The following is a 20980-nucleotide window of genomic DNA, read 5'->3' as shown; positions in this document are numbered from 1 at the left end:
TGAATGGCGCGAGTTAGAGTAGGCAGGGTAGGCGAACAAATTAAGAAGGAACTAAGCCAAATTATTCAATCTGAATTAAAAGATCCGCGGATTGGGTTTATAACGGTCACAGGTGTGGAATTGACCAATGATTTATCCCAAGCCAAAGTATTTCTAAGTGTCCTTGGCACGGATGAGCAAAAGGTTGAAACCTTAAAGGTATTAAGCCGCAGCAGTGGCTTCATCCGCTCCGAGATCGCCAAGCGCGTTCGTTTGCGCAAAGTACCAGATCTAATATTTGGCTTGGATTCTTCGATTGATTACGGCAGCCATATTGAAAAGATATTGGGGCAGCTCAATACGGAGAACTCCACATCATGAACGGTGTTACACATGCAGAGGGTTATTCCAAGCAATTGGAAGCAGCGGCACGATTTATTCAAACCAATGATGATTTCCTAGTAGTATCCCATATCCAACCGGATGGGGATGCTGCTGGGTCAACCTTTGCCATGGCTTGGATGCTATCATCTTTGGGTAAAAAGTTCACCCTTGTGAATGAGGGGGAAATGCCCGGCAAGTATATGTACATGGCGGCTTCCCAGCATACCATCCTTAATTATGAAACCGTTACTTCTGACGGTTCCATGCCGGTTTCAGCTTTATCATTCCAGCATGTGATCAGTGTGGATTGCGCAGATTATTCAAGAATGGGCAAGGTTTGTGAGCTTTTCTCTGAAGATGTTGCTTTACTTAATATTGACCACCATGCAACGAATGACCTCTTTGGTTCGGTGAATCTGGTGCAGTCTGAAGCAGCGGCAACCGTAGAGATCCTTTATGATTTGGGAAATTACTTGAATCTCCCATTCTCCGATGAGTTAAATATTTGCATCTATTCAGGGTTGCTGACCGATACGGGTGGGTTCAGGTATGCGAGTACATCACCTAAAGTCATGCAAATTGCTGCTGATCTATTGCAAAGAGGCGTTAAAGGGCATGAGCTGGCTGAGCATTTATTAGAGAAGCTGACTTATCCGCAAATATCGTTACTTAAAAAAAGTTTGAACACGTTAACATTCGATAAAAGTACACGGATTGGCTGGTTAGCTGTCTCGATCGAGGATTTATCATCCAGCGGCGCTTCCAATGATGATTTGGACGGACTCGTTAATTATCCGCGAAATGTAGAGGGTGTTGAGGTCGGCTTACTATTTAAAGAACGAGCAGGCGGTATTGTAAAGGTCAGCCTTCGCTCTGGTGGGAATATGGATGTCGCTCGGATAGCTCAGTCATTTGGCGGTGGAGGGCATATGCGTGCTGCTGGCTGTACGATTCATGGGTCCTTGCAGGAAGCTATTGATCAGGTTGTTAGGGAAGTAGGGAAGGCACTGGCATGACAGAGCAATTATTGGAAGGCATCTTGCCTGTATGGAAGCCACAGGGCTTTACGTCCCATGATGTAGTGGCCAAAATACGGGGGATTCTGAGAATTAAACGAATTGGCCATACCGGAACCTTAGATCCACAAGTAACGGGTGTGCTGCCTTTATGTATTGGACGAGCTACACGTCTTGTTGAATATATCCAAGAGCTTCCTAAAGAGTATGAAGCTACATTAAAGATTGGCATCGCTACAGATACCGAGGATGCCGGAGGGCAAATTATCGACCAAGTTGATAAGGTACAACTGACCTCAGAGCAAGTGAGCGAAGCAATCCATGCCTTTGTCGGTGATATTGATCAGGTGCCTCCGATGTATTCCGCCGTTAAGGTAGATGGAAAACGGCTTTATGAGCTGGCACGCCAGGGGATTGAGATTGAACGTAAATCGCGTACCGTTACCATCTATGAAATAGAAATATTAAATATGGAGCTTACGCTTGCCCATCCGGAGATACGGTTTCGTGTGAGATGCTCCAAGGGAACGTATATTCGGACATTATGTGTGGATATAGGAAGGAAGCTTGGGTTTCCTTCTGTTATGTCGCATCTGGTTCGTACTTCGACTGGCAGTATCGAGCAGAAGCAGTGCTTGACCATTGAACAGATTGAGCAGCTACACAAGCAAGGTTTACTTATCGATCAGCTAATCCCTGTCGAAAAAGCGCTTGCCCATATGCAATCCGTCCATTTGAATGAAGCGCAAACCCGCAAAGCTCTAATTGGACAAAAACTATCTTTTGAAATTGATAACCATTCATTAAGTGCCGCACATGCACAACAACTAGTTACAGCTTATTCTGCTGATTCCCGATTTTTAGGTATTTTTCAATGGGACAAGGATGCATTAGAGCTCCAGCCAGTCAAAGTATTCTCTTAGGGACAAGCGAATAGTAACTGGCGATAATTCGGTTGTTCCTTGGTGTGTCGCCGTAATGATAGAATGTAGGTGAACTTGTATTTATGCAGTCTACAGAATTAAATTATCCCATTACTGCTCCAAGCAGCTCCTCAGCTATGAAACCTCAGGTTCTGGCCATTGGTGAGTTTGATGGTGTTCATAGGGGTCATCAAGAGGTAATTAAGCGTGCCAGAGAGCGAGCGGACAGCCTGCATATTTCTGCATCCATCATGACCTTTCATCCGCATCCGCGTGAGGTACTGGGACAATGTAAATATACGAACCTGCTTACACCTGTAATGGCCAAAATGCAGCTGCTGGAGCAATTAGGTGTTGATGATACCTATTTGGTCTCTTTTAATCCTGCGTTCATGCAGGTGACACCCGAGGAGTTTGTAGAGAATATGCTGATTCCTATGCAGGTAAATACCGTCATTGTCGGCTTTGACTTTACCTTTGGATACCGTGGTGCAGGTACACCAGATGATCTTTGCGAGCTTGCGCAAGGACGGTTCGCTGTTGAGGTCATCCGCCCCTTCCACCAGAATGGCTATAAGGTCAGTAGCACCATGGTTAGGCATCATCTAAATTCTGGAGAAATCGAACAGGCGAATGCTTTGCTGGGCCGTCCCTATTCGATCATTGGCAAAGTGGTCACAGGTGATGGCAGAGGCAGGACGATTGGTTTTCCTACCGCCAACATCGATCTGTCCGCAGCTTTTGTGATTCCTGAATTGGGTGTGTACGCGATCCAGTGCCATGTGAATGGCCAAGCCTATAATGGCGTGATGAACGTAGGGAAAAAGCCGACCTTTGTAGAAAATCTAGAAAAACCTACACTTGAAGCCCATTTATTTGATTTCTCTGAATCGATTTATGGCAGCGAGGTTTCGGTCGACTTTATTTCTTATATTCGTCCTGAGCGTAAATTCAGTGGAGTGGCTGAACTGGTCGCACAAATTTCCCGAGATGTCGAGCAAGCCAAACAATTATTTACTTCATTTGTTGTTTTGGATTAATACTATTTTACTTTATATAGTGAACTGTGATATAATAAAAAAGTTGTGAATTGACAACACTTTAGAACCTTGGCATGGATTATCGAGTACTCCGGCGTTTCTCTGGGCCAATGGTGATATACAAATTATGGAGGTGTAAGAACGATGGCATTGACACAAGAACGTAAACAAGAGTTGATCCAAACTCACAAAACACATGAATCCGATACAGGTTCTCCTGAGGTACAAGTCGCGATTCTGACAGAAAACATTTTGAATCTTACTAGTCATCTGAAGATGCACAAGAAAGATCACCATTCTCGCCGCGGTCTTTTGAAGATGGTAGGTCAACGTCGTAAACTATTAGCTTATTTGAAAAACAAAGAAGTTAAACGTTATACAGCATTGATCGCAACACTTGGACTTCGTCGTTAATAAGATGGCTTACAAAGCAACCATGGTTGTCTGCTGTTCACGTCCGGTTAGGGCTTGGACAGAGATGGCGAGGTTGTTTTTTCATAATGTCAGGATGTTTCTAAACATGATGCATGAAATCTTTTGCTTTTCTCATTTAGTCCTGAGATTTATTTCATAAAAGAAGGAAATACTAGGCAACATGCAGAAATGATAAGTAGATAACTAGCAGAGGTATGGCATTAGATAAATAGGTAAACATGAATTTATGAAATGGTACAGGAGGATTTTATGGAAAAAAGAGTACAGATGGACTTGGGTGGACGTCCGTTCATTCTTGAAACGGGTCGTTTGGCCAAGCAAGCAAATGCTGCAGTAACAGTGCGTTATGGAGATACAGTCGTTCTTTGTACGGTAACCGCTTCTTCGGAGCCTAAGGATCTTGATTTTTTTCCTTTGACCGTTAACTACGAGGAGCGTTTATATGCCGTAGGTAAAATACCCGGTGGCTTTATTAAAAGAGAAGGGCGTCCTAGCCAAAAAGCAATCTTGGCTTGCCGTCTGATTGACCGCCCGATTCGCCCTTTATTCCCGGAAGGCTTCCGTAATGACATTCAAGTTGTTGCCATTGTCATGAGCGTGGATCAAGAATGCTCGCCAGAAATCGCAGCGATGATTGGGGTTTCCGCGGCACTGAGTATTTCAGATGTTCCTTTTAGTGGTCCCATTGGCGGCGTTATTGTTGGCCGTGTGGATGGTCAGTTTTTGATCAATCCAACCTTGGAACAAACCGAGAAAAGCGATATTCATCTGGTTGTGGCCGGAACGAAGGACGCCATCATGATGGTTGAAGCTGGCGCCGATGAAGTGCCTGAAGAAGTAATGCTTGAAGCCATTATGTTCGGGCATGATGAAATCAAGAAGATCGTCGCTATTCAGGAGCAATTGGTTCAAGAAAGCGGCAAAGCCAAAATGGACGTAAAACTGCACAGTATCAATGAAGCTGTAAACAGTGAAGTTCGTGCTTTCGCACAATCCGGCTTAGTAGAGGCTGTCAAGATAGCTGAAAAGCATGCAAGACAAGAAGCTATTGATTTAGTAAATGCCAATACCGTCACTCACTTCAAAACCGAATATGCAGAAACCCCAGAGAGAATGGGTGATGTGAAAGAAACGTTGTATGACATCGTTAAAGATGAAGTACGCCGCCTTATTACCGTAGACAAAATTCGTCCCGATGGTCGTGGACTGGATGAAATCCGCCCGATTGAATGCGATATTGACCTATTGCCGCGCACGCATGGTTCTGGATTGTTTACACGTGGTCAAACGCAAGCATTAAGCATTTGTACACTTGGACCGCTTGGCGATGTGCAAATATTGGACGGGCTGGATCTGGAAGAAACAAAACGGTTTATGCATCATTACAATTTTCCGCCTTTCAGCGTTGGTGAAGCAAGACCGCTTCGTCCACCAGGTCGCCGCGAAATCGGGCATGGAGCATTGGGTGAACGGGCATTAGAGCCAATTCTTCCTTCGGAAGTCGATTTCCCTTATACCATTCGTCTAGTATCCGAGGTTTTGGAATCCAACGGTTCGACTTCACAAGCAAGCATTTGCGCTAGTACCTTAGCGATGATGGATGCAGGTGTGCCGATCAAGGCACCGGTAGCTGGCGTTGCGATGGGTTTAATCATGGAAGGTGCCCACTTCTCCATCTTGAGTGACATTCAAGGAATGGAAGACCATCTGGGCGATATGGATTTTAAGGTTGCTGGAACCGCTAAGGGAGTTACCGCTTTGCAAATGGATATTAAAATTAACGGGATCGACCGTGACATTTTGAACCAAGCATTAGAGCAAGCCAAAGTAGGCCGGATGCATATCCTAAGCAAAATGATGGAGCGTATTCAAGAGCCGAAAAAACAGCTTTCGCAATATGCGCCGAAAATTCTTACTATGCATATCAATCCGGATAAGATTCGTGATGTTATTGGTGCCGGTGGTAAAATCATCAACAAAATTATCGAGGAAACTGGCGTGAAAATCGATATTGAGCAGGATGGACGCGTATTTATCGCATCATCTAACCAAGAAATGAACGATAAAGCCCGCATGATTATCGAAGGTATTGTTAAAGAGGTAGTCATCGGTGAAATTTACCTAGGTACTGTAAAAAGAGTTGAGAAGTTCGGCGCTTTTGTCGAAATTTTACCGGGTAAAGAAGGCTTGGTACATATTTCCCAATTATCTGCAGAACGGGTTAACAAAACGGAGGATGTTGTCGCGATTGGCGATACCATTACGGTGAAAGTAACCGAAATTGACCAACAAGGCCGCATCAATCTATCCCGCAAAGCTGTATTATCCGTAGAAGCACCAGCACAGTCGTAAATGACTAGGATCTAGCTACACAAATAGGAGGCAGATATATCTGTCTCTTTTTTTGTTAGGGTCTAATTTATGCCCAATTAGCATATTTATGGACAAATGATAGAGGAGCTATAACGAAATCAAGTGCAGTCGTATGGCTCCATAGGAGTTAATAACGAGCCAACTTATCGTTAAGGCTCACTAATGACAGGAGCGGGCGTATGGAACGTTTACAAATGATGATTTTGTCCGGACTTTTCGTAAGCGCGACACTGATGCTGCAGCAATCGGAAAGCATCGGTGCTTTCGTATTGCATGGAGAGCAGCAAGCAATCTCAGCTTCAGCCGCCCGCTCAACAGTTCATGAACCGCCTGCGATGAGCAGCATGAATGAAGAAGAACGTAAGCAGCTTCATGATGAGCTGCTGCAGCAAATCCAAGCTGAAGCTGTGTCCCGGAAAGTAGAACCGATTGATGCCCGGGTAGACCAGGTATGGAAAGCGATTCCCGGTTATAATGGGCAAGAGGTCGATATTGAGCAATCACTTGCCCTCAATGAACAAACGCTTTTTCGTAACAAGTTGAAGCTGGTTATGAAGGAAGTGGAGCCAGCTATTAAGCTCGATCAGCTAGGTTCTTATCCGGTTTACAAAGGGAATCCGATGAAACCGATGGTGGCTCTGATGATTAATGTAGCTTGGGGCAATGAATTTTTGCCTAAAATATTAGAAGTGTTGGAAGAGGAGCAGGTTCATGCTACCTTTTTTTTCGATGGAAGCTGGTTAAAGGGCAATATACCTACGGCACTGCTAATCAAAGAAAAGGGGCATGAATTATCCAACCATGCTTATTCCCACAAAGATATGAGCAAGCTTTCCCGGGCACAGGCTTATGCGGAGATTAGCAAAACCGAAAAGCTCCTGAAAGAGGAGCTTGGTGTGGACAACAAGCTGTTTGCTCCGCCATCGGGTGATTTTAATCAAGCCACTGTCGATATAGCTGGCGAAATGAACCTGACTACGATACTTTGGACCCTAGACACCGTAGATTGGCGCAAGCCTGAGCCTGCTTCCATCGTTAATAAAGTGGCTACCCGAGTAGAGCCGGGCACGCTTATTTTAATGCATCCGACTTATTCCTCAAGCGAGGCATTAGAGCGGATGATTCATGCGATCAAGAATAAAAAGCTGGTGTTAGGCACGGTCAGTCAGTTAATCTCCACGAATCGTGTACCGGAAGTTGAGTCTGCTAACCAATAATGGTAAAATCATAAAGCTACTAAGGAACAAACAAGGAACAAACGAATTTTATCCGTAATAGGATTCGCCTGTTTCTAAACGAAGATTTTACAAGGAGGCTCCTTTATTGAATAAACATATATTAAGCAACGGGCTACGTGTTGTCGTGGAGCCTATACCTACATGCCGTTCTGTATCTTTTGGAATTTGGGTCAAAACGGGATCGCGTAATGAACTTTTGGACAATAACGGGATTTCACATTTTATTGAGCATATGCTATTCAAAGGCACAGGCAAATATACGGCGAAGGACATTGCCGAGCTGTTCGATGGGATTGGTGGTAATGTTAATGCGTTTACTTCCAAAGAATATACCTGTTACTATGCCAAGGTGTTGGATGAGCATTTACCGATTGCCGTAGAAGCGTTAGCGGATATGTTTTTTCGTTCAGCCTTTGACCAAACCGAATTGGAAAAAGAAAAAAACGTCATCTTTGAAGAAATATCGATGTATGAAGATACACCAGATGATATGGTGCATGATTTAATAGCGAGTGCGGCTTATGAGGACCATTCCCTCGGCTATACGATTATCGGTACGGAGCAGACATTAACTCCAATGAATTCGGACACTCTAAAGCAATTTATGAAGGAACAATATACGATTGAAAATACAGTTATTGCCGTAGCGGGCAATATTGATGATTCGATTCTTGTTTTGATGGAGGAGCATTTCGGTGGATTTCAAAACCACGGCACAGAAATGCCGCTAAGCCCGCCTAACTTCTTCAGTAATTTGAAATATTACGAGAAAAAAACAGAGCAAAACCATATTTGCTTGTCGCTTCCTGGTCTTTCCGCGAAGGATGAGCGCATATACGCGATGGTTCTTCTAAATAATGCGATTGGTGGAGGCATGAGCTCCCGCTTATTTCAAGAAATTAGAGAAAAGCGTGGTATGGCGTATTCCGTCTATTCTTATCATACTTCTTATCAGGATGACGGAATGTTTACCATTTATACAGGTACAGCCCCTAAGCAAACCGAAGATGTATTGAAGGTGACCATGGAGCTGCTAAGTGAGCTGAAGGAGCATGGACTGACGGCTGCTGAGCTTAGAAAAGGCAAGGAGCAAATGAAGGGCAGCTTAATTCTCAGCTTGGAGAGCACGAGCAGCAGGATGAACCGCATTGGTAAAAATGAGCTAATGCTAGGCCGCCATTACAGTATGGACGAAATTATCGAGCGCATTGAAAGTGTACAGCTCGACCAAATTCAAGCACTTACGCTTGAAATGTTATCGACACCATTTGCATTATCGATGGTTGGGCAAACCGATAGCGTGATTGAAGGCTTCAGGAGGGATCAGCTTGTATAACGTGCAATTCAAAAGGCTTCCTGGCAATGAAGATATACAAATCCCCCAAAAGATGTCGGCTGCCGCGAGTGGCTTTGATCTTTATGCGGCGATAACGGAGCCTATCAAGGTATTGCCTGGAGAGCGGCTATTGGTGCCTACAGGATTAACCTTGGCTATGCCGAATGGGCTTGAAGCGCAAATTCGGCCGCGTAGTGGCTTGGCCTTAAAACATGGAATTACAGCATTGAATTCGCCAGGGACCATAGATGCGGATTACCGGGGAGAGATTAAGGTGCTACTGATCAATCATGGATCAGAAGACTTTATGATACATAGGAATGAGCGGGTAGCCCAAATGGTATTCCAGATCGTGCCCCATGTCGAGCTTATGGAAGTAGAGGAGCTTACCGAAACAGAGCGTGGCTCAGGAGGCTTTGGACATACCGGAACCCAATAATTGCAACCCAGCCATTGCGCTTAAGAGTAAAACACTTTTTTGTCTTGATCTTTCTTCAAGCAAAGAAGTGTTTTTTGCTTTTTCTGACGAGCTTCAGCGAGGACTCTTTCTTATTCCGTTTAGTAACCCATCCATAGGCGAGCGCATAACATAACTTAAAGATTCGATTAGGAAGAGGGGAGAATGAATGCTCACAGGAATTCAAGTGGCTCTGATCGGTGGAGATGCTAGACAGCTTGAAGTCATTAATAAATGTATGGAGCTGGACGCTTCCGTTATTTTAATTGGTTTTGATAATTTGCAGAACGGGCTAAGTGGCACTACTAAAGCTGAGCTGACCCCTGAAGCTCTGGAAGCAGTAGATGCGGTCATTTTACCGGCAGTAGGTACAGACGATACAGGTCATGTGGAAAGTATATTTTCGACATCTGAGCTGCAATTAACCGAGCAGCATATTCAGGCTCTCCAAAAGCATGCCAAAGTTTTTACAGGGATGGCCAAACCGTATTTGAGGAATTTATGCAACCAATCCTCAATCGAGCTTGTGGAGCTATTTGATATGAATGAAGTGGCTATTTACAACTCTATTCCGACGGCAGAAGGAGCCATTATGATGGCGATCCAAAACACCGATTTTACCATCCACGGTTCCAATGCGATGGTGCTTGGCTTTGGCAGAACCGGCATTACATTAGCCAGAACTCTTTATGGGCTAGGTGCAAAGGTAAAGGTAGGCGTGAATAAACCGGAGTATTTTGCTAGAGCTTTGGAGATGGGTTTTGCGCCATTTTATACGCAGGATTTGTACCATGAGGTGGCTAATATTGACTTGCTTTTTAACACAATTCCGTCTATGATAGTCACAGCACAAATTATTGCCAATATTCCACATCGAGCTGTGATCATTGATTTAGCTTCCAAACCCGGAGGAACGGACTTTCGTTTTGCTGAGAAAAGAGGCATAAAAGCAATGCTCGCACCTGGACTCCCCGGAATTGTTGCACCGCGAACAGCAGGTCGCATCATTGCTGACACCTTAAGCCGCATAATACTTGAGGATGCAGGAAAAGGGAGGAAAGCGGAATGAATTGGCAAGGGAAAACTGTAGGCTTTGCACTAACCGGCTCACACTGCACATTTGATGAGGTCATGCCACAAATTCAGCGGTTTATCGATGCTGGAGCCCGCGTAATTCCAATTGTTTCTTATACTATCCTTACTACGGATACGCGGTTTGGCAAGTCTGAGAATTGGCAAAAGCAGTTGAAAGAGATTACAGGAAATGATATTATTTCTTCAATTGTAGACGCAGAGCCATTGGGTCCGTCTAAGCTATTGGATGTATTGGTAATCGCACCTTGCACAGGGAATACCACGAGTAAGCTTGCCAATGCGATGACGGAAAGTCCAGTACTGATGGCGGCCAAAGCACAAATGCGTAATCTCCGTCCGCTTGTATTGGCGATTTCAACCAATGATGGATTGGGATTAAATGCGATGAATATTAGTAAATTATTAATTACCAAAAACATATACTTTGTTCCGTTTGGCCAGGATGCTCCAACATTGAAGCCCAATTCACTGGTTGCCCGTATGGATTTAATTATGGAAGCCTGCGAGAACGCACTTGAAGGAAAGCAGCTCCAGCCTATGGTGATTGAGCGGTTCAATTATTAATGGTTCAGCTTATAAGTTAAGGGAGAGACAAACAGATGTCGAATCAGAAATTATTCAATGTTGCCGTTGTAGGTGCAACAGGTGCCGTAGGAGAACAAATCATTCGTTTGTTGGAAGAACGCAATTTTCCCATCCAGAATCTGAAATTATTGTCTTCAGCACGTTCTGCTGGAAGCAAGCTGAAGTTTAAGGGCAATGAGGTAGAAGTGGAGCTGGCAACATCGGATAGCTTTGCAGGGGTGGATATCGCTTTGTTTAGTGCTGGGGGCAGCGTTAGCCTAGAGCTAATTCCGCAAGCGATTAAGCATGGCGCAGTTTGTATCGACAACACTAGTGCATATCGGATGGACGCGGAAACTCCTCTTGTCGTTCCGGAAGTTAACATAGATAAAATCAACGAGCATAAGGGAGTTATCGCCAACCCCAACTGTTCAACGATTCAATTGGTAGTCGCATTAAAGCCGCTCTATGACCGCTATGGAATGTCCCGCATAATCGTTTCCACCTACCAGGCCGTTTCTGGAGCTGGGGCTCTTGCCATTGATGAAACGCTTCGCCAAACGAAAGCAGTTCTAGCTGGAGAGGCAATCGATCCTAAGATTTTGCCAGCCTCTTCTTTACCAGTTAAACATCAAATTGCTTTTAACGCGATTCCACAAATCGATAAATTTACGGAAAATGGCTTTACTTATGAAGAAATGAAAATGATCAACGAAACGAAAAAAATTATGGGCGACGATACCTTGCAGGTCACAACAACTTGTGTACGTATTCCCGTTATTTATGGACACTCGGAGTCGGTTTATGTAGAATTAAACGAAGACTTTGATGTAGAGGAAGTAAAGCAATTACTGGCTGATGCTCCAGGGATAGTATTAATCGACAACCCAGCCGAACAACAGTACCCTTTGGCAACGGATGCGGCAGGCAAGCTGGATACGTTTGTTGGCCGTATTCGCCGCGACCTGAGCAATCCTCGTGCGTTAAACATGTGGATTGTATCAGATAATTTGTTGAAGGGCGCTGCATGGAATGCCGTCCAGATCGCTGAATATATAGCGATTGAACAAAAACAATAGTTGTGGATTCTTATGTGGAAGGAAATGGAAACGGGCTTCTTAAAGGAAGCCTATTTTCATATATATAAGCTAAAACGCTATGTTTAACTTTAAAAAATGAATGCGTTTAGAAAGTGGGACCTCATGAAAATTCTCGTGCAGAAATTCGGAGGCACGTCCCTTTCTACCGTCGAGGCCAGAACACATGTTATCGCACATATCCAAGATGCCTTAGCACAAAACTTCAAACTAGTAGTCGTTGTATCGGCGATGGGGAGAAAAGGCGAGCCCTATGCTACGGATACTTTGCTGGACTGGATTCAAAATAACGGCAACCAGCTGCCACCCCGCGAAAAAGATATGCTACTTTGCTGCGGTGAAATCATCTCTGCTACCACCCTGTGCAGCTTGCTGCTATCCGAGGGGATTCAGGCATCTGTACTTACGGGTGCACAAGCGGGAATTACGACGAACAACCAGTTTGGCAACGCAAAGATTATAGCTGTCCACCCTTGGCGGATTTTGGAAATGCTTGAACACAACCAAGTAGCTATTGTAGCTGGTTTTCAAGGGCAAACCTCCAAGCAGGAGCTTACTACGCTAGGCAGAGGTGGCAGTGACACTACGGCTACAGCGTTGGGTGTAGCTTTAAAAGCAAATTTTATAGATATTTTTACAGATGTGGACGGAATTTTGACTGCAGACCCGCGTATTGTGGAAGATGCCAAGCCATTAAAACATGTTTCTTATTTGGAAATTTGCAATATGGCACATAATGGAGCGAAGGTTATTCATCCTAGAGCGGTAGAAATAGCGATGAATGGACAAATTCCTATTCGAGTCCGGTCAACTTTTAGCAAATCGCTCGGGACGTTAGTTACGAGTCCAGAAGCGGCTTTTTCCGAGAAGGATTCAACAACGGAACGATCAGTGACAGGCATCGCTAACTTTGGGCAGCTAACCCAAATTCAAGTATCTGCTGAAGAGGGCAAATATGATTTGCAGCTAACGGTATTCAAAACGATGGCCAAGCAGCACATCAGCATTGATTTTATTAATGTGAACCCATCTGGTGTTAGTTATACCGTGTTTGACCATGAAGCTCCAAGAGCTTATATGCTTCTTAAAGAGCTGGGTTATGAACCGGTGCTGACCTCTAATTGCGCCAAGGTTTCCATTATTGGCGGCGGCATGAATGGCGTGCCGGGAATTATGGCGCAGATCGTTGAAGCTTTAACGGAGGCTGATATTCAAATCCTTCAGTCGGCGGATTCCAACACGACGATATGGGTACTTGTCCAAGGAACGGATATGGTAAAAGCGATACAAGCACTTCATAAAAAATTTCAACTGCACCTATAAGTAAGGATAAGAAGCAACCGAACTATAGCTATTTTATATTCGGTTACCCTTAAAATAAGATGAGGAGGATTTGCCGTGGATTTCGGAAGATTAATCGTAGCGATGGTAACACCCTTTGATGAAAACCTGCAAATTAATTGGGATCAAACAGGGGCTTTAATCGATTATTTAATAGAAGAGCAAGGTAACGAAAGCATAGTAGTTAGCGGAACAACAGGCGAGTCACCTACAATTACTGAAGAGGAAAAGCTGCAGCTTTTTGAATACGCGCTTAAACATGCCAATGGCCGTTGTAAAATTATCGCCGGTACGGGCAGCAATGATACAGCACATTCCATCCATCTGTCCCAAGCAGCAGAAAAATTGGGTGTAGACGCTCTTTTACTTGTAGCCCCTTATTATAATCGTCCTTCTCAGGAAGGCTTATATCAGCATTTCAAAGCGATTGCCGAATCCGTATCGATCCCTTGCATTTTGTATAATGTGGAGGGCCGGACAGGTGTTAATATTAGTGCAGAAACGACGATACGTTTGTCGCAAATCTCTAATATTGTAGCTACTAAAGATTGCGCTAATTTGGACCAATTAACGCAAATCGTCAGCGGGGCTGCCCCGGAGTTCCTAGTTTACAGCGGCGATGACAGTATGGCCTTGCCTGTGTTGTCCATTGGTGGGCACGGTATTGTAAGTGTAGCCAGCCATGTTGTTGGTAAAGAAATGAAAAATATGATAAACTGTTACTTACAAGGCGAGACTCGTGAAGCGGCAAAAATTCATGCAAGGATACATCCTGTATTATTGGGTATGTTTAATTGTCCTCATCGAGTTCCCAATCCTGCTCCCGTTAAATATGCTCTAAATCGCAAAGGGATTCAGGTGGGTGGTGTTCGTCTGCCGCTAATACCGGTAACCGAAGAAGAAGGAAGATTCATTGATGCTTTATTTAATTAAGGCACAGTTGAATAATTAGTTAGTGATAGCTAGTATTCGATTGCTCCCAAATGAGATTTCTGGAAATCGGTGCTTCTCTTTAAGCATCGATTTTATTTTTTTAAAGCTGAAATAACCATTCGCGAGAGTGGACCCATTCGTCTAGGCTCGCGAATAATGTAAAGGCACAACACGAGGTAGCTTGTATTTGTAGTTTTTGTTCATGTATAATGGTGGCAAGTGACTGGTGCGGTTTTGGAATAGGTTTTACGTTCATACAAATTCGTCGTTAATCTAAAATAGGAGGTATTTTTAATTGTCTAAGAAAAATGTAGATAAGCTCTCGATCTTTGCCCTGGGCGGCGTGGGTGAAATCGGTAAAAATATGTATGTTGTCCAATATGCTAATGACATTGTTGTTATTGACTGCGGTTTGAAATTTCCTGAAGAGGACATGCTCGGCATTGATATCGTTATACCGGATATCAGTTATTTGTTAGATAACCGTGATAAAGTTAGGGGCATTATTATTACACACGGACACGAGGATCACATTGGTGGTTTGTCCTATGTACTAAGACAGCTTAACGTTCCTATCTACGCTACTAAACTGACCCTTGGACTTATCGAAACCAAGCTAAGGGAAGCGGGTTTATTAGGGGATACGAAACGGAACCTGATTTCATCAGAGTCGGAACTAGTTCTAGGCTGCATGACGGCTACATTCTTCAAGACGAATCATAGTATTCCTGATTCCGTTGGTGTGTGCTTGGCGACACCAGAAGGCAATGTAGTCCATACAGGAGACTTCAAGTTCGACCAGACTCCGGTTAATGACCAATATGCGGATATCCATCGTATGGCTGAGCTTGGCAGTAAGGGAGTGCTCGCACTTTTATCTGACAGTACGAACGCGGAACGCCCGGGTTATACAGGTTCAGAAAGAGGCGTAGGGACTGAGATTGAGGATGTATTCCGTAAAGCGAAGCAACGGGTTATTATAGCTACTTTCGCTTCCAACATCCATCGGATTCAACAGGTTATCGATGCAGCTGAAGCAACGAAGAGAAAAGTAACTGTGATCGGCCGCAGTATGGTAAATGTGGTGTCGATTGCTGGTGATCTTGGCTACTTGCGGATTCCTGATGGGATGCTGATCGAACCTGAAGAAATCAATAAGATGGCTGCAGACCGTGTAGTTGTATTGTCAACAGGCTCTCAAGGCGAGCCGATGTCCGCATTAACGCGTATGGCAAGATCAACACATCGTAAGGTTGATATTATGCCAGGTGATACCGTTGTTATTGCAGCTACCCCAATTCCTGGGAATGAACGTTATGTCGGTAGAACCGTAGATGAGCTAATGCGCATTGGCGCACACGTTATTTATGGACCGGGTTCGATTACGGGAGTCCACGTATCAGGTCATGGTTCGCAAGAAGAGCTGAAGCTAATGCTGAACCTGATGAAGCCTAAGTACTTCATTCCTATCCATGGTGAATACAGAATGCTACGGCAGCATGCTAATCTTGCAGAAGCTGTAGGCATTCCGAAGGAAAATATTTTCGTTGTTGACAACGGTGAAGTCGTGGAAGTTCTAGATGGAGCGGCACGCAAAGGATCGAAAGTTACAGCGGGTAATATTTTGATCGATGGATTAGGTGTAGGGGACGTTGGTAATATTGTGCTTCGCGACCGCAAGCTACTCTCTCAGGATGGCATCTTGGTCGTTGTTGTAACATTAAGCAAGCAAGACGGCGCAATTTTGTCTGGACCTGATATTATTTCCAGGGGTTTTGTTTATGTTAGAGAATCCGAAGGATTGTTGGATGAGGCTAACCGTATTGTGGCTAGTACCTTGAAACGGTTAATGAATGAAAACGTGAACGAATGGGCTTCATTGAAGACCCATGTGAAAGATGCGCTTGGACGCTTTTTGTATGAACAAACCAAAAGAAGACCTATGATCCTTCCTATTATTATGGAAGTTTGATCCAAAACCACCAGTCTAAACTTGATACCTTTCACAATAAACCAATTATCGAACTAACTTGTATCTTTCGAAAAATAAGGAACCATCCAAGACAGCCTTCATAGCTGCTTGGGTGGTTTTTTTTGTATGTTTTTAGGTGTATTTATCCATACTAAGGGGGATAAAACGGTAGAAAAGGGGAAAATGAACCATGGTGAATACGAAGCAACAAGAGCAGCCCGTCAATCCGAATCCATCGGAGGAGCTCAAAAAAGCGTCGGTGTTAGACACGATTCAGCAATTAGGGCAAACGATGACGCCAGCCGGTGAATCGAATATATTTTGTATGACGATTATCGGGCAGGTTGAAGGGCATTTGGTACTTCCGCCGCAAAATAAGACAACGAAATACGAGCATATTATTCCCCAGCTTGTTGCCGTGGAGCAGAATCCGAAAATTGAGGGTGTTTTTATCGTACTCAATACTGTAGGGGGGGACGTCGAGGCGGGGCTAGCCATTGCCGAAATGATCGCTACCTTGTCCAAGCCTACGGTTACCTTAGTTCTTGGAGGCGGGCACTCCATAGGGGTGCCGATTGCGGTATCGTCTAGCTTTTCAATCATTGCGGCTACGGCAACAATGACGATCCACCCCATCCGGTTAAATGGGCTCGTTATAGGGGTTCCCCAGACCTTTGAATATTTGGATAAAATGCAGGAACGGGTGATCCGGTTTATAACGAGTCACTCACAAATTACGGAGGAAAAGATTAAGGAATTGATGTTTAAAACGGGAGAACTAACTCGTGATATTGGCACGACGGTTATTGGTGCTGATGCCGTGAAGTACGGATTGATCAACGCGGTTGGCGGCATTGCTGATGGCATTCGTGAATTAAACCAACGCATTGAACAAAATCGCAAGCAAAGCTCAGGAGGAATCGTACAATGACCCAATATACCATTATGCCTATGGAGGTTGTGATGAGCGGGTGGGAGCAGCCGCAACCACCAAGCATCGAAATTAATTGGCAGGGTATTACCATGGAAGTCCAGCCATTGAATGCTACACAAGCAGCGATAGTTAGAATCCGCAGCGGCAATGCTCAGGATTATCTCAATCCCAACTACAGTCCGGGGAGAATCGTGGAATTTCGACCTGTCGGCTAGTTCGGAAGTCCGAATTTTATAAGTTGATTAAGCTTGCCCCTAAAGTATGGTATAATTTGATCTTGGGGGTGAGCGGTATTGGCCAGGCCAAAGAAGAAAAAGAAAGTCATTCAATCCAATATTAGATATGAGCTTTATGGCATTATTATTTTGACATTATCCATCATTGCGCTTTCCCAAATAGGTTCTGTAGGTCGCTCCTTTACCTATATATTCCGTTTTCTTATTGGATCATGGGATTTCATCATACCGCTTATTTTTATTTATGCGGGTTTGTATGTCATGGTGAAACGCAGCTGGCCGACTTGGCGCACATCACGTAAAACGGGGATATGGCTAATCGTATTGGCATTAATGGTGATGAAGCATATCAGTTGGTTTGAACAGCTGTATCCTAAAGGTGATATCCAGGCGGGGCTGGTTTTATCCCAATCATGGCTGCACATAACCGATTGGTTTAAAGCCTCGTACAAGGCTCAATCGATCCTTTCCCATGAGGTGGGAGGAGGTATGCTTGGAGCCTCTATGTATAGTCTGCTCTATTTGTTGTTTGACCAAATTGGAGCCAAGCTTATCCAATATATTCTTTTTATTATAGGCTTTCTTTTAATCACTGGCCTTTCTATCGTGGATATCATAGGCAAGCTAAAAGGCAAGCAAACGTTTGCGGGTTCGCTGTTAGGTCAGTACATACGTCGTGTAGCGATGGAACGTAAGCAGAAGGCAGCGGTTGCCGCTACAATCATTCCGCTCAAAAAGAAAGCAGCTAGCCCAGAATTTATGGCAAATGATGAATTCGATGAGGAAACCTTAAAGCCTGAACGCAAAGCGAAAAAGCCAAGCAAAGCTCGCTCCTTGTTGATGGAGTTGGTGCAGCCGAAGTCCAAGCAGGCTTCCGCTACTACATCTGCCAACCAAGCAGGTGCTATGGAGGAGACTCAATCTGCAGATGATAGCAGCGTAGAGGTAGAACAAACCGTTTACCAAAGAGTAGTGGAGCAGGAATCGCCTATCCCTGTTATCCGTGATTTCCAAGAGCGTGTACAGCAAGAAATCGCACAAATTCCTTTAGTACGCCCAGAGTCCGTAGCTCCCATGCATGCTTCTGCCGTTACTTCATCGATTCCAGATGCAGCTAGCCCTGCCTCGGTTGGTGGTTTAGAAGAAGGAAACGGGGAGCCCGTATCCTTTCAAATTAATGATAAGCCGCCGGCGCGAATTCCTTACATGCTGCCCTCCTTTGATTTGATATCCAAGCCTAGCTTGGGTAAAGGGACGGACTCCTTGGATTACAAGGCGGTTGCAAGGAAATTGGAGGCTACGCTGGAGAGCTTTGGTGTGAAAGCTAAAGTGCTAGAGGTTGTTCGTGGTCCTTCTGTGACACGGTATGAGATTCAACCGGATGTAGGCGTGAAGGTCAGCCGTATTGTGAGCCTGACCGATGATATCGCCTTGGCGCTAGCAGCCAAGGATATCCGTATGGAAGCGCCCATTCCAGGCAAAGCGGCAATTGGCATTGAGGTGCCAAACGCGGAGGTATCGATTGTAACGATGCGTGAGGTGATGGAAACGGCTGCGTTCCAGGATTCCAGCTCCAAGCTATCGATCGTGCTAGGACGTGACATCTCTGGCCAGCCTATCGTTGGCAACCTGGCACGGATGCCCCATTTGCTTGTTGCAGGTGCTACAGGTTCGGGTAAATCGGTTTGTATTAACGGGATCATTACCAGTATTTTATACAAAGCTAAGCCTGATGAGGTACGCTTTCTGATGGTTGACCCGAAGATGGTTGAACTGAATGTGTATAATGGTATTCCTCATTTATTGGCTCCTGTAGTCACCGATCCACGCAGAGCTTCACTGGCCTTGAAAAAGGTAGTTGTGGAAATGGAGAAGCGGTACGAGCTATTTTCCAAAAGCGGAACGAGAAATTTGGAAGGCTATAATGCGATGCTGCTGGATACAAAATCAGGAGCACCACTGCCGTACATCGTAGTTATCGTCGATGAATTAGCGGATCTGATGATGGTGGCCGCGAATGATGTGGAGGATGCCATTTGCCGATTAGCCCAAATGGCTCGTGCAGCAGGCATCCATCTGATCATCGCTACCCAAAGGCCTTCAGTAGATGTAATTACCGGCGTTATTAAAGCGAATATCCCTTCAAGGATTGCGTTTGGTGTTTCATCGAACGTCGATTCACGGACGATCCTGGATATGGCGGGTGCTGAGAAGCTGCTAGGACGGGGGGACATGCTGTACCTTCCAATGGGCGCCTCAAAGCCTGTACGTGTGCAAGGAGCCTTTTTATCTGATGGCGAGGTAGAAGCAGTCGTCAACTTCGTCAGGACGCAGGAGCAGGCGAATTATGTGGAGGATATGGTGCCAATGGTGGAAGAGCAGCCGGATGGGCCTGTCCAGGTTGAGGATGAGCTTTACGATCAAGCTGTACAAATCATCTTGGAAGCGAAGCAGGCCTCGGTCTCTTTGCTGCAACGCCGGATGCGTGTAGGCTACACGCGTGCTGCAAGGCTGATTGACTCCATGGAAGCCAAAGGGGTGGTTGGTCCCTATGAAGGAAGCAAGCCTCGCGAGGTGCTTGTTTCACTGGAGCAATACCAAGGTCGATTGAGTTCATAGCAGGCTATGGGATAAAGAGCAGGTTGGCATTTATGCCGGACTGCTCTTTTTTTGTGGTAAATTTGTAGACAAAGTGCATATTAGCGTGTTCCCTTCCTCATAATAACCCTTAATAAGTTATCAATATGAAGTGGGAGTGTGCTTACATGCTATTAAACAAGCGATTAGTGCTCATTACCTTGGCGCTGCTATTGGTTTTGTTTACAGGATATCAATTTAAGCAAAAATTCGAGACTACGCAAACCTTCGGCAAGAGTGATATTGAATACGGCGCAACAGGCAAAGACGTATATGAAATGCAGGGCAGATTAAAATTTTTAGGGTTTTATTATGATGAGGTGGATGGCGATTTTGGATATAATACTTTGCGCTCTCTTAAATGGTTCCAGTCCGAGTTCGGCATTAAGGTGGACGGGGTCGCGGGAGATATAACGAAGCTAAAGCTATGGGAGGCCACTAAGGAATATCGCCCGACGGCTGCCGATTTACCTTCTGTGAATCCACCAGCAACGGGTGGCGGCGGCGGTGGCGGAACAACTGAAGCGCCGGCAGCACCTGATAAAAATGCCAATTTAGCGCCGACTAACCATTTGGGGCTGTCAACCCAAGACTTAAACCTGATGGCCAATGCGGTATACGGCGAAGCGCGTGGAGAGCCCTATACCGGACAAATTGCTGTTGCCGCTGTTATCTTAAACCGGGTAAAGTCAGCCAGCTTTCCTGATACGGTATCGGGTGTTATTTTTCAGCCTGGCGCGTTCACAGCTGTAGCTGATGGGCAGATTTGGCTGACCCCTAATGAGAACGCCAAAAAGGCGGTGCTGGATGCGTTGAATGGCATGGATCCTTCGGGAGGCTGCATCTATTATTTTAATCCAGTAACCGCGACATCGAAGTGGATATGGTCACGACCGCAGGTGAAAACGATTGGCAAGCATATTTTTTGCAAATGACCTGTGGTAGATACACGGAAGTAACCCTTGAGGTTGCTTCTTCGGTTTGTGAAGG

At 44.9% G+C, this 20980-nt stretch carries 19 protein-coding genes; all 19 read left to right on the top strand.

Annotation, left to right across the window (positions count from 1 at the left end):
• Positions 1 to 3 precede the first annotated feature (3 nt).
• Positions 4 to 360 (top strand): 30S ribosome-binding factor RbfA, encoded by a 357-nt coding sequence (rbfA, locus tag G9U52_RS00670; protein WP_166144671.1) that lies wholly within the window; start codon positions 4 to 6, stop codon positions 358 to 360.
• Positions 357 to 1379, top strand: coding sequence for a DHH family phosphoesterase (locus G9U52_RS00665; RefSeq protein WP_166144668.1), 1023 nt, complete (start codon positions 357 to 359; stop codon positions 1377 to 1379). The genes rbfA and G9U52_RS00665 overlap by 4 nt, the downstream gene beginning before the upstream one ends.
• The gene (gene truB / locus G9U52_RS00660; RefSeq protein WP_166144665.1) at positions 1376 to 2302 is read left to right on the top strand and encodes a tRNA pseudouridine(55) synthase TruB; all 927 of its coding nucleotides are present in this window, start codon (positions 1376 to 1378) and stop codon (positions 2300 to 2302) included. The genes G9U52_RS00665 and truB overlap by 4 nt, the downstream gene beginning before the upstream one ends.
• A gap of 137 nt (positions 2303 to 2439) precedes the next feature.
• On the top strand, positions 2440 to 3342 hold the full coding sequence (locus G9U52_RS00655; protein ID WP_243767072.1) for a bifunctional riboflavin kinase/FAD synthetase: 903 nt from the start codon (positions 2440 to 2442) through the stop codon (positions 3340 to 3342).
• Positions 3343 to 3486: 144 nt separating this feature from the next.
• Positions 3487 to 3756, top strand: coding sequence for a 30S ribosomal protein S15 (gene rpsO / locus G9U52_RS00650; RefSeq protein ID WP_166144660.1), 270 nt, complete (start codon positions 3487 to 3489; stop codon positions 3754 to 3756).
• Between the two features lie 270 nt (positions 3757 to 4026).
• Positions 4027 to 6129 (top strand): polyribonucleotide nucleotidyltransferase, encoded by a 2103-nt coding sequence (gene pnp, locus G9U52_RS00645; RefSeq protein ID WP_166144657.1) that lies wholly within the window; start codon positions 4027 to 4029, stop codon positions 6127 to 6129.
• Between the two features lie 200 nt (positions 6130 to 6329).
• A complete protein-coding gene (locus tag G9U52_RS00640; RefSeq protein WP_166144654.1) occupies positions 6330 to 7367 on the top strand; it encodes a polysaccharide deacetylase family protein in 1038 nt (345 codons plus the stop codon).
• Positions 7368 to 7473: 106 nt separating this feature from the next.
• On the top strand, positions 7474 to 8724 hold the full coding sequence (locus tag G9U52_RS00635; protein WP_166144651.1) for a M16 family metallopeptidase: 1251 nt from the start codon (positions 7474 to 7476) through the stop codon (positions 8722 to 8724).
• The gene (gene dut / locus G9U52_RS00630) at positions 8717 to 9163 is read left to right on the top strand and encodes a dUTP diphosphatase (RefSeq protein WP_207952733.1); all 447 of its coding nucleotides are present in this window, start codon (positions 8717 to 8719) and stop codon (positions 9161 to 9163) included. Before G9U52_RS00635 ends, dut begins: the two co-directional genes overlap by 8 nt.
• A 187-nt stretch (positions 9164 to 9350) precedes the next feature.
• Complete coding sequence (dpsA, locus tag G9U52_RS00625; protein WP_166144649.1) at positions 9351 to 10250, top strand: dipicolinate synthase subunit DpsA; 900 nt, start codon at positions 9351 to 9353, stop codon at positions 10248 to 10250.
• Complete coding sequence (locus G9U52_RS00620; RefSeq protein WP_166144646.1) at positions 10247 to 10840, top strand: dipicolinate synthase subunit B; 594 nt, start codon at positions 10247 to 10249, stop codon at positions 10838 to 10840. The genes dpsA and G9U52_RS00620 overlap by 4 nt, the downstream gene beginning before the upstream one ends.
• 35 nt (positions 10841 to 10875) lie before the next feature.
• A complete protein-coding gene (locus G9U52_RS00615) occupies positions 10876 to 11919 on the top strand; it encodes an aspartate-semialdehyde dehydrogenase (RefSeq protein ID WP_166144643.1) in 1044 nt (347 codons plus the stop codon).
• Positions 11920 to 12042: 123 nt separating this feature from the next.
• Positions 12043 to 13260: an aspartate kinase gene (gene dapG, locus G9U52_RS00610; RefSeq protein ID WP_166144639.1), complete on the top strand. Its 1218-nt coding sequence runs from the start codon at positions 12043 to 12045 to the stop codon at positions 13258 to 13260.
• A 75-nt stretch (positions 13261 to 13335) separates the two neighbouring features.
• Positions 13336 to 14211 (top strand): 4-hydroxy-tetrahydrodipicolinate synthase, encoded by an 876-nt coding sequence (gene dapA / locus G9U52_RS00605; protein WP_166144636.1) that lies wholly within the window; start codon positions 13336 to 13338, stop codon positions 14209 to 14211.
• 295 nt (positions 14212 to 14506) lie between these two features.
• Complete coding sequence (locus tag G9U52_RS00600) at positions 14507 to 16183, top strand: ribonuclease J (protein WP_166144633.1); 1677 nt, start codon at positions 14507 to 14509, stop codon at positions 16181 to 16183.
• Positions 16184 to 16373: 190 nt separating this feature from the next.
• On the top strand, positions 16374 to 17114 hold the full coding sequence (locus tag G9U52_RS00595) for a ClpP family protease (protein WP_166144630.1): 741 nt from the start codon (positions 16374 to 16376) through the stop codon (positions 17112 to 17114).
• Positions 17111 to 17332, top strand: a complete 222-nt coding sequence (locus G9U52_RS00590; protein ID WP_166144627.1) for a YlzJ-like family protein — start codon at positions 17111 to 17113, stop codon at positions 17330 to 17332. The genes G9U52_RS00595 and G9U52_RS00590 overlap by 4 nt, the downstream gene beginning before the upstream one ends.
• A gap of 78 nt (positions 17333 to 17410) precedes the next feature.
• Positions 17411 to 19972, top strand: coding sequence for a DNA translocase FtsK (locus G9U52_RS00585; protein WP_166144624.1), 2562 nt, complete (start codon positions 17411 to 17413; stop codon positions 19970 to 19972).
• Positions 19973 to 20118: 146 nt separating this feature from the next.
• Positions 20119 to 20925, top strand: a complete 807-nt coding sequence (sleB, locus tag G9U52_RS00580; RefSeq protein ID WP_166144621.1) for a spore cortex-lytic enzyme — start codon at positions 20119 to 20121, stop codon at positions 20923 to 20925.
• Positions 20926 to 20980: the final 55 nt, after the last annotated feature.

It is taken from the genome of Paenibacillus agricola (assembly GCF_011440305.1).
GTDB classification, from domain to species: Bacteria; Bacillota; Bacilli; order Paenibacillales; family NBRC-103111; genus Paenibacillus_S; species Paenibacillus_S agricola.
This window is presented reverse-complemented; position numbering and strand designations above follow the sequence as displayed.

Bases quoted from the DNA above. Each gene is read 5' to 3' on its own strand.
- G9U52_RS00655 (WP_243767072.1), top strand. From the start codon at position 2,440: ATGAAACCTCAGGTTCTGGCCATTGGTGAGTTTGATGGTGTTCATAGG.
- G9U52_RS00590 (WP_166144627.1), top strand. From the start codon at position 17,111: ATGACCCAATATACCATTATGCCTATGGAGGTTGTGATGAGCGGGTGG.
- dapG (WP_166144639.1), top strand. From the start codon at position 12,043: ATGAAAATTCTCGTGCAGAAATTCGGAGGCACGTCCCTTTCTACCGTC.
- truB (WP_166144665.1), top strand. From the start codon at position 1,376: ATGACAGAGCAATTATTGGAAGGCATCTTGCCTGTATGGAAGCCACAG.
- sleB (WP_166144621.1), top strand. From the start codon at position 20,119: ATGCTATTAAACAAGCGATTAGTGCTCATTACCTTGGCGCTGCTATTG.
- G9U52_RS00620 (WP_166144646.1), top strand. From the start codon at position 10,247: ATGAATTGGCAAGGGAAAACTGTAGGCTTTGCACTAACCGGCTCACAC.
- pnp (WP_166144657.1), top strand. From the start codon at position 4,027: ATGGAAAAAAGAGTACAGATGGACTTGGGTGGACGTCCGTTCATTCTT.
- dpsA (WP_166144649.1), top strand. From the start codon at position 9,351: ATGCTCACAGGAATTCAAGTGGCTCTGATCGGTGGAGATGCTAGACAG.
- rpsO (WP_166144660.1), top strand. From the start codon at position 3,487: ATGGCATTGACACAAGAACGTAAACAAGAGTTGATCCAAACTCACAAA.
- G9U52_RS00665 (WP_166144668.1), top strand. From the start codon at position 357: ATGAACGGTGTTACACATGCAGAGGGTTATTCCAAGCAATTGGAAGCA.
- rbfA (WP_166144671.1), top strand. From the start codon at position 4: ATGGCGCGAGTTAGAGTAGGCAGGGTAGGCGAACAAATTAAGAAGGAA.
- G9U52_RS00640 (WP_166144654.1), top strand. From the start codon at position 6,330: ATGGAACGTTTACAAATGATGATTTTGTCCGGACTTTTCGTAAGCGCG.
- G9U52_RS00615 (WP_166144643.1), top strand. From the start codon at position 10,876: ATGTCGAATCAGAAATTATTCAATGTTGCCGTTGTAGGTGCAACAGGT.
- G9U52_RS00595 (WP_166144630.1), top strand. From the start codon at position 16,374: ATGGTGAATACGAAGCAACAAGAGCAGCCCGTCAATCCGAATCCATCG.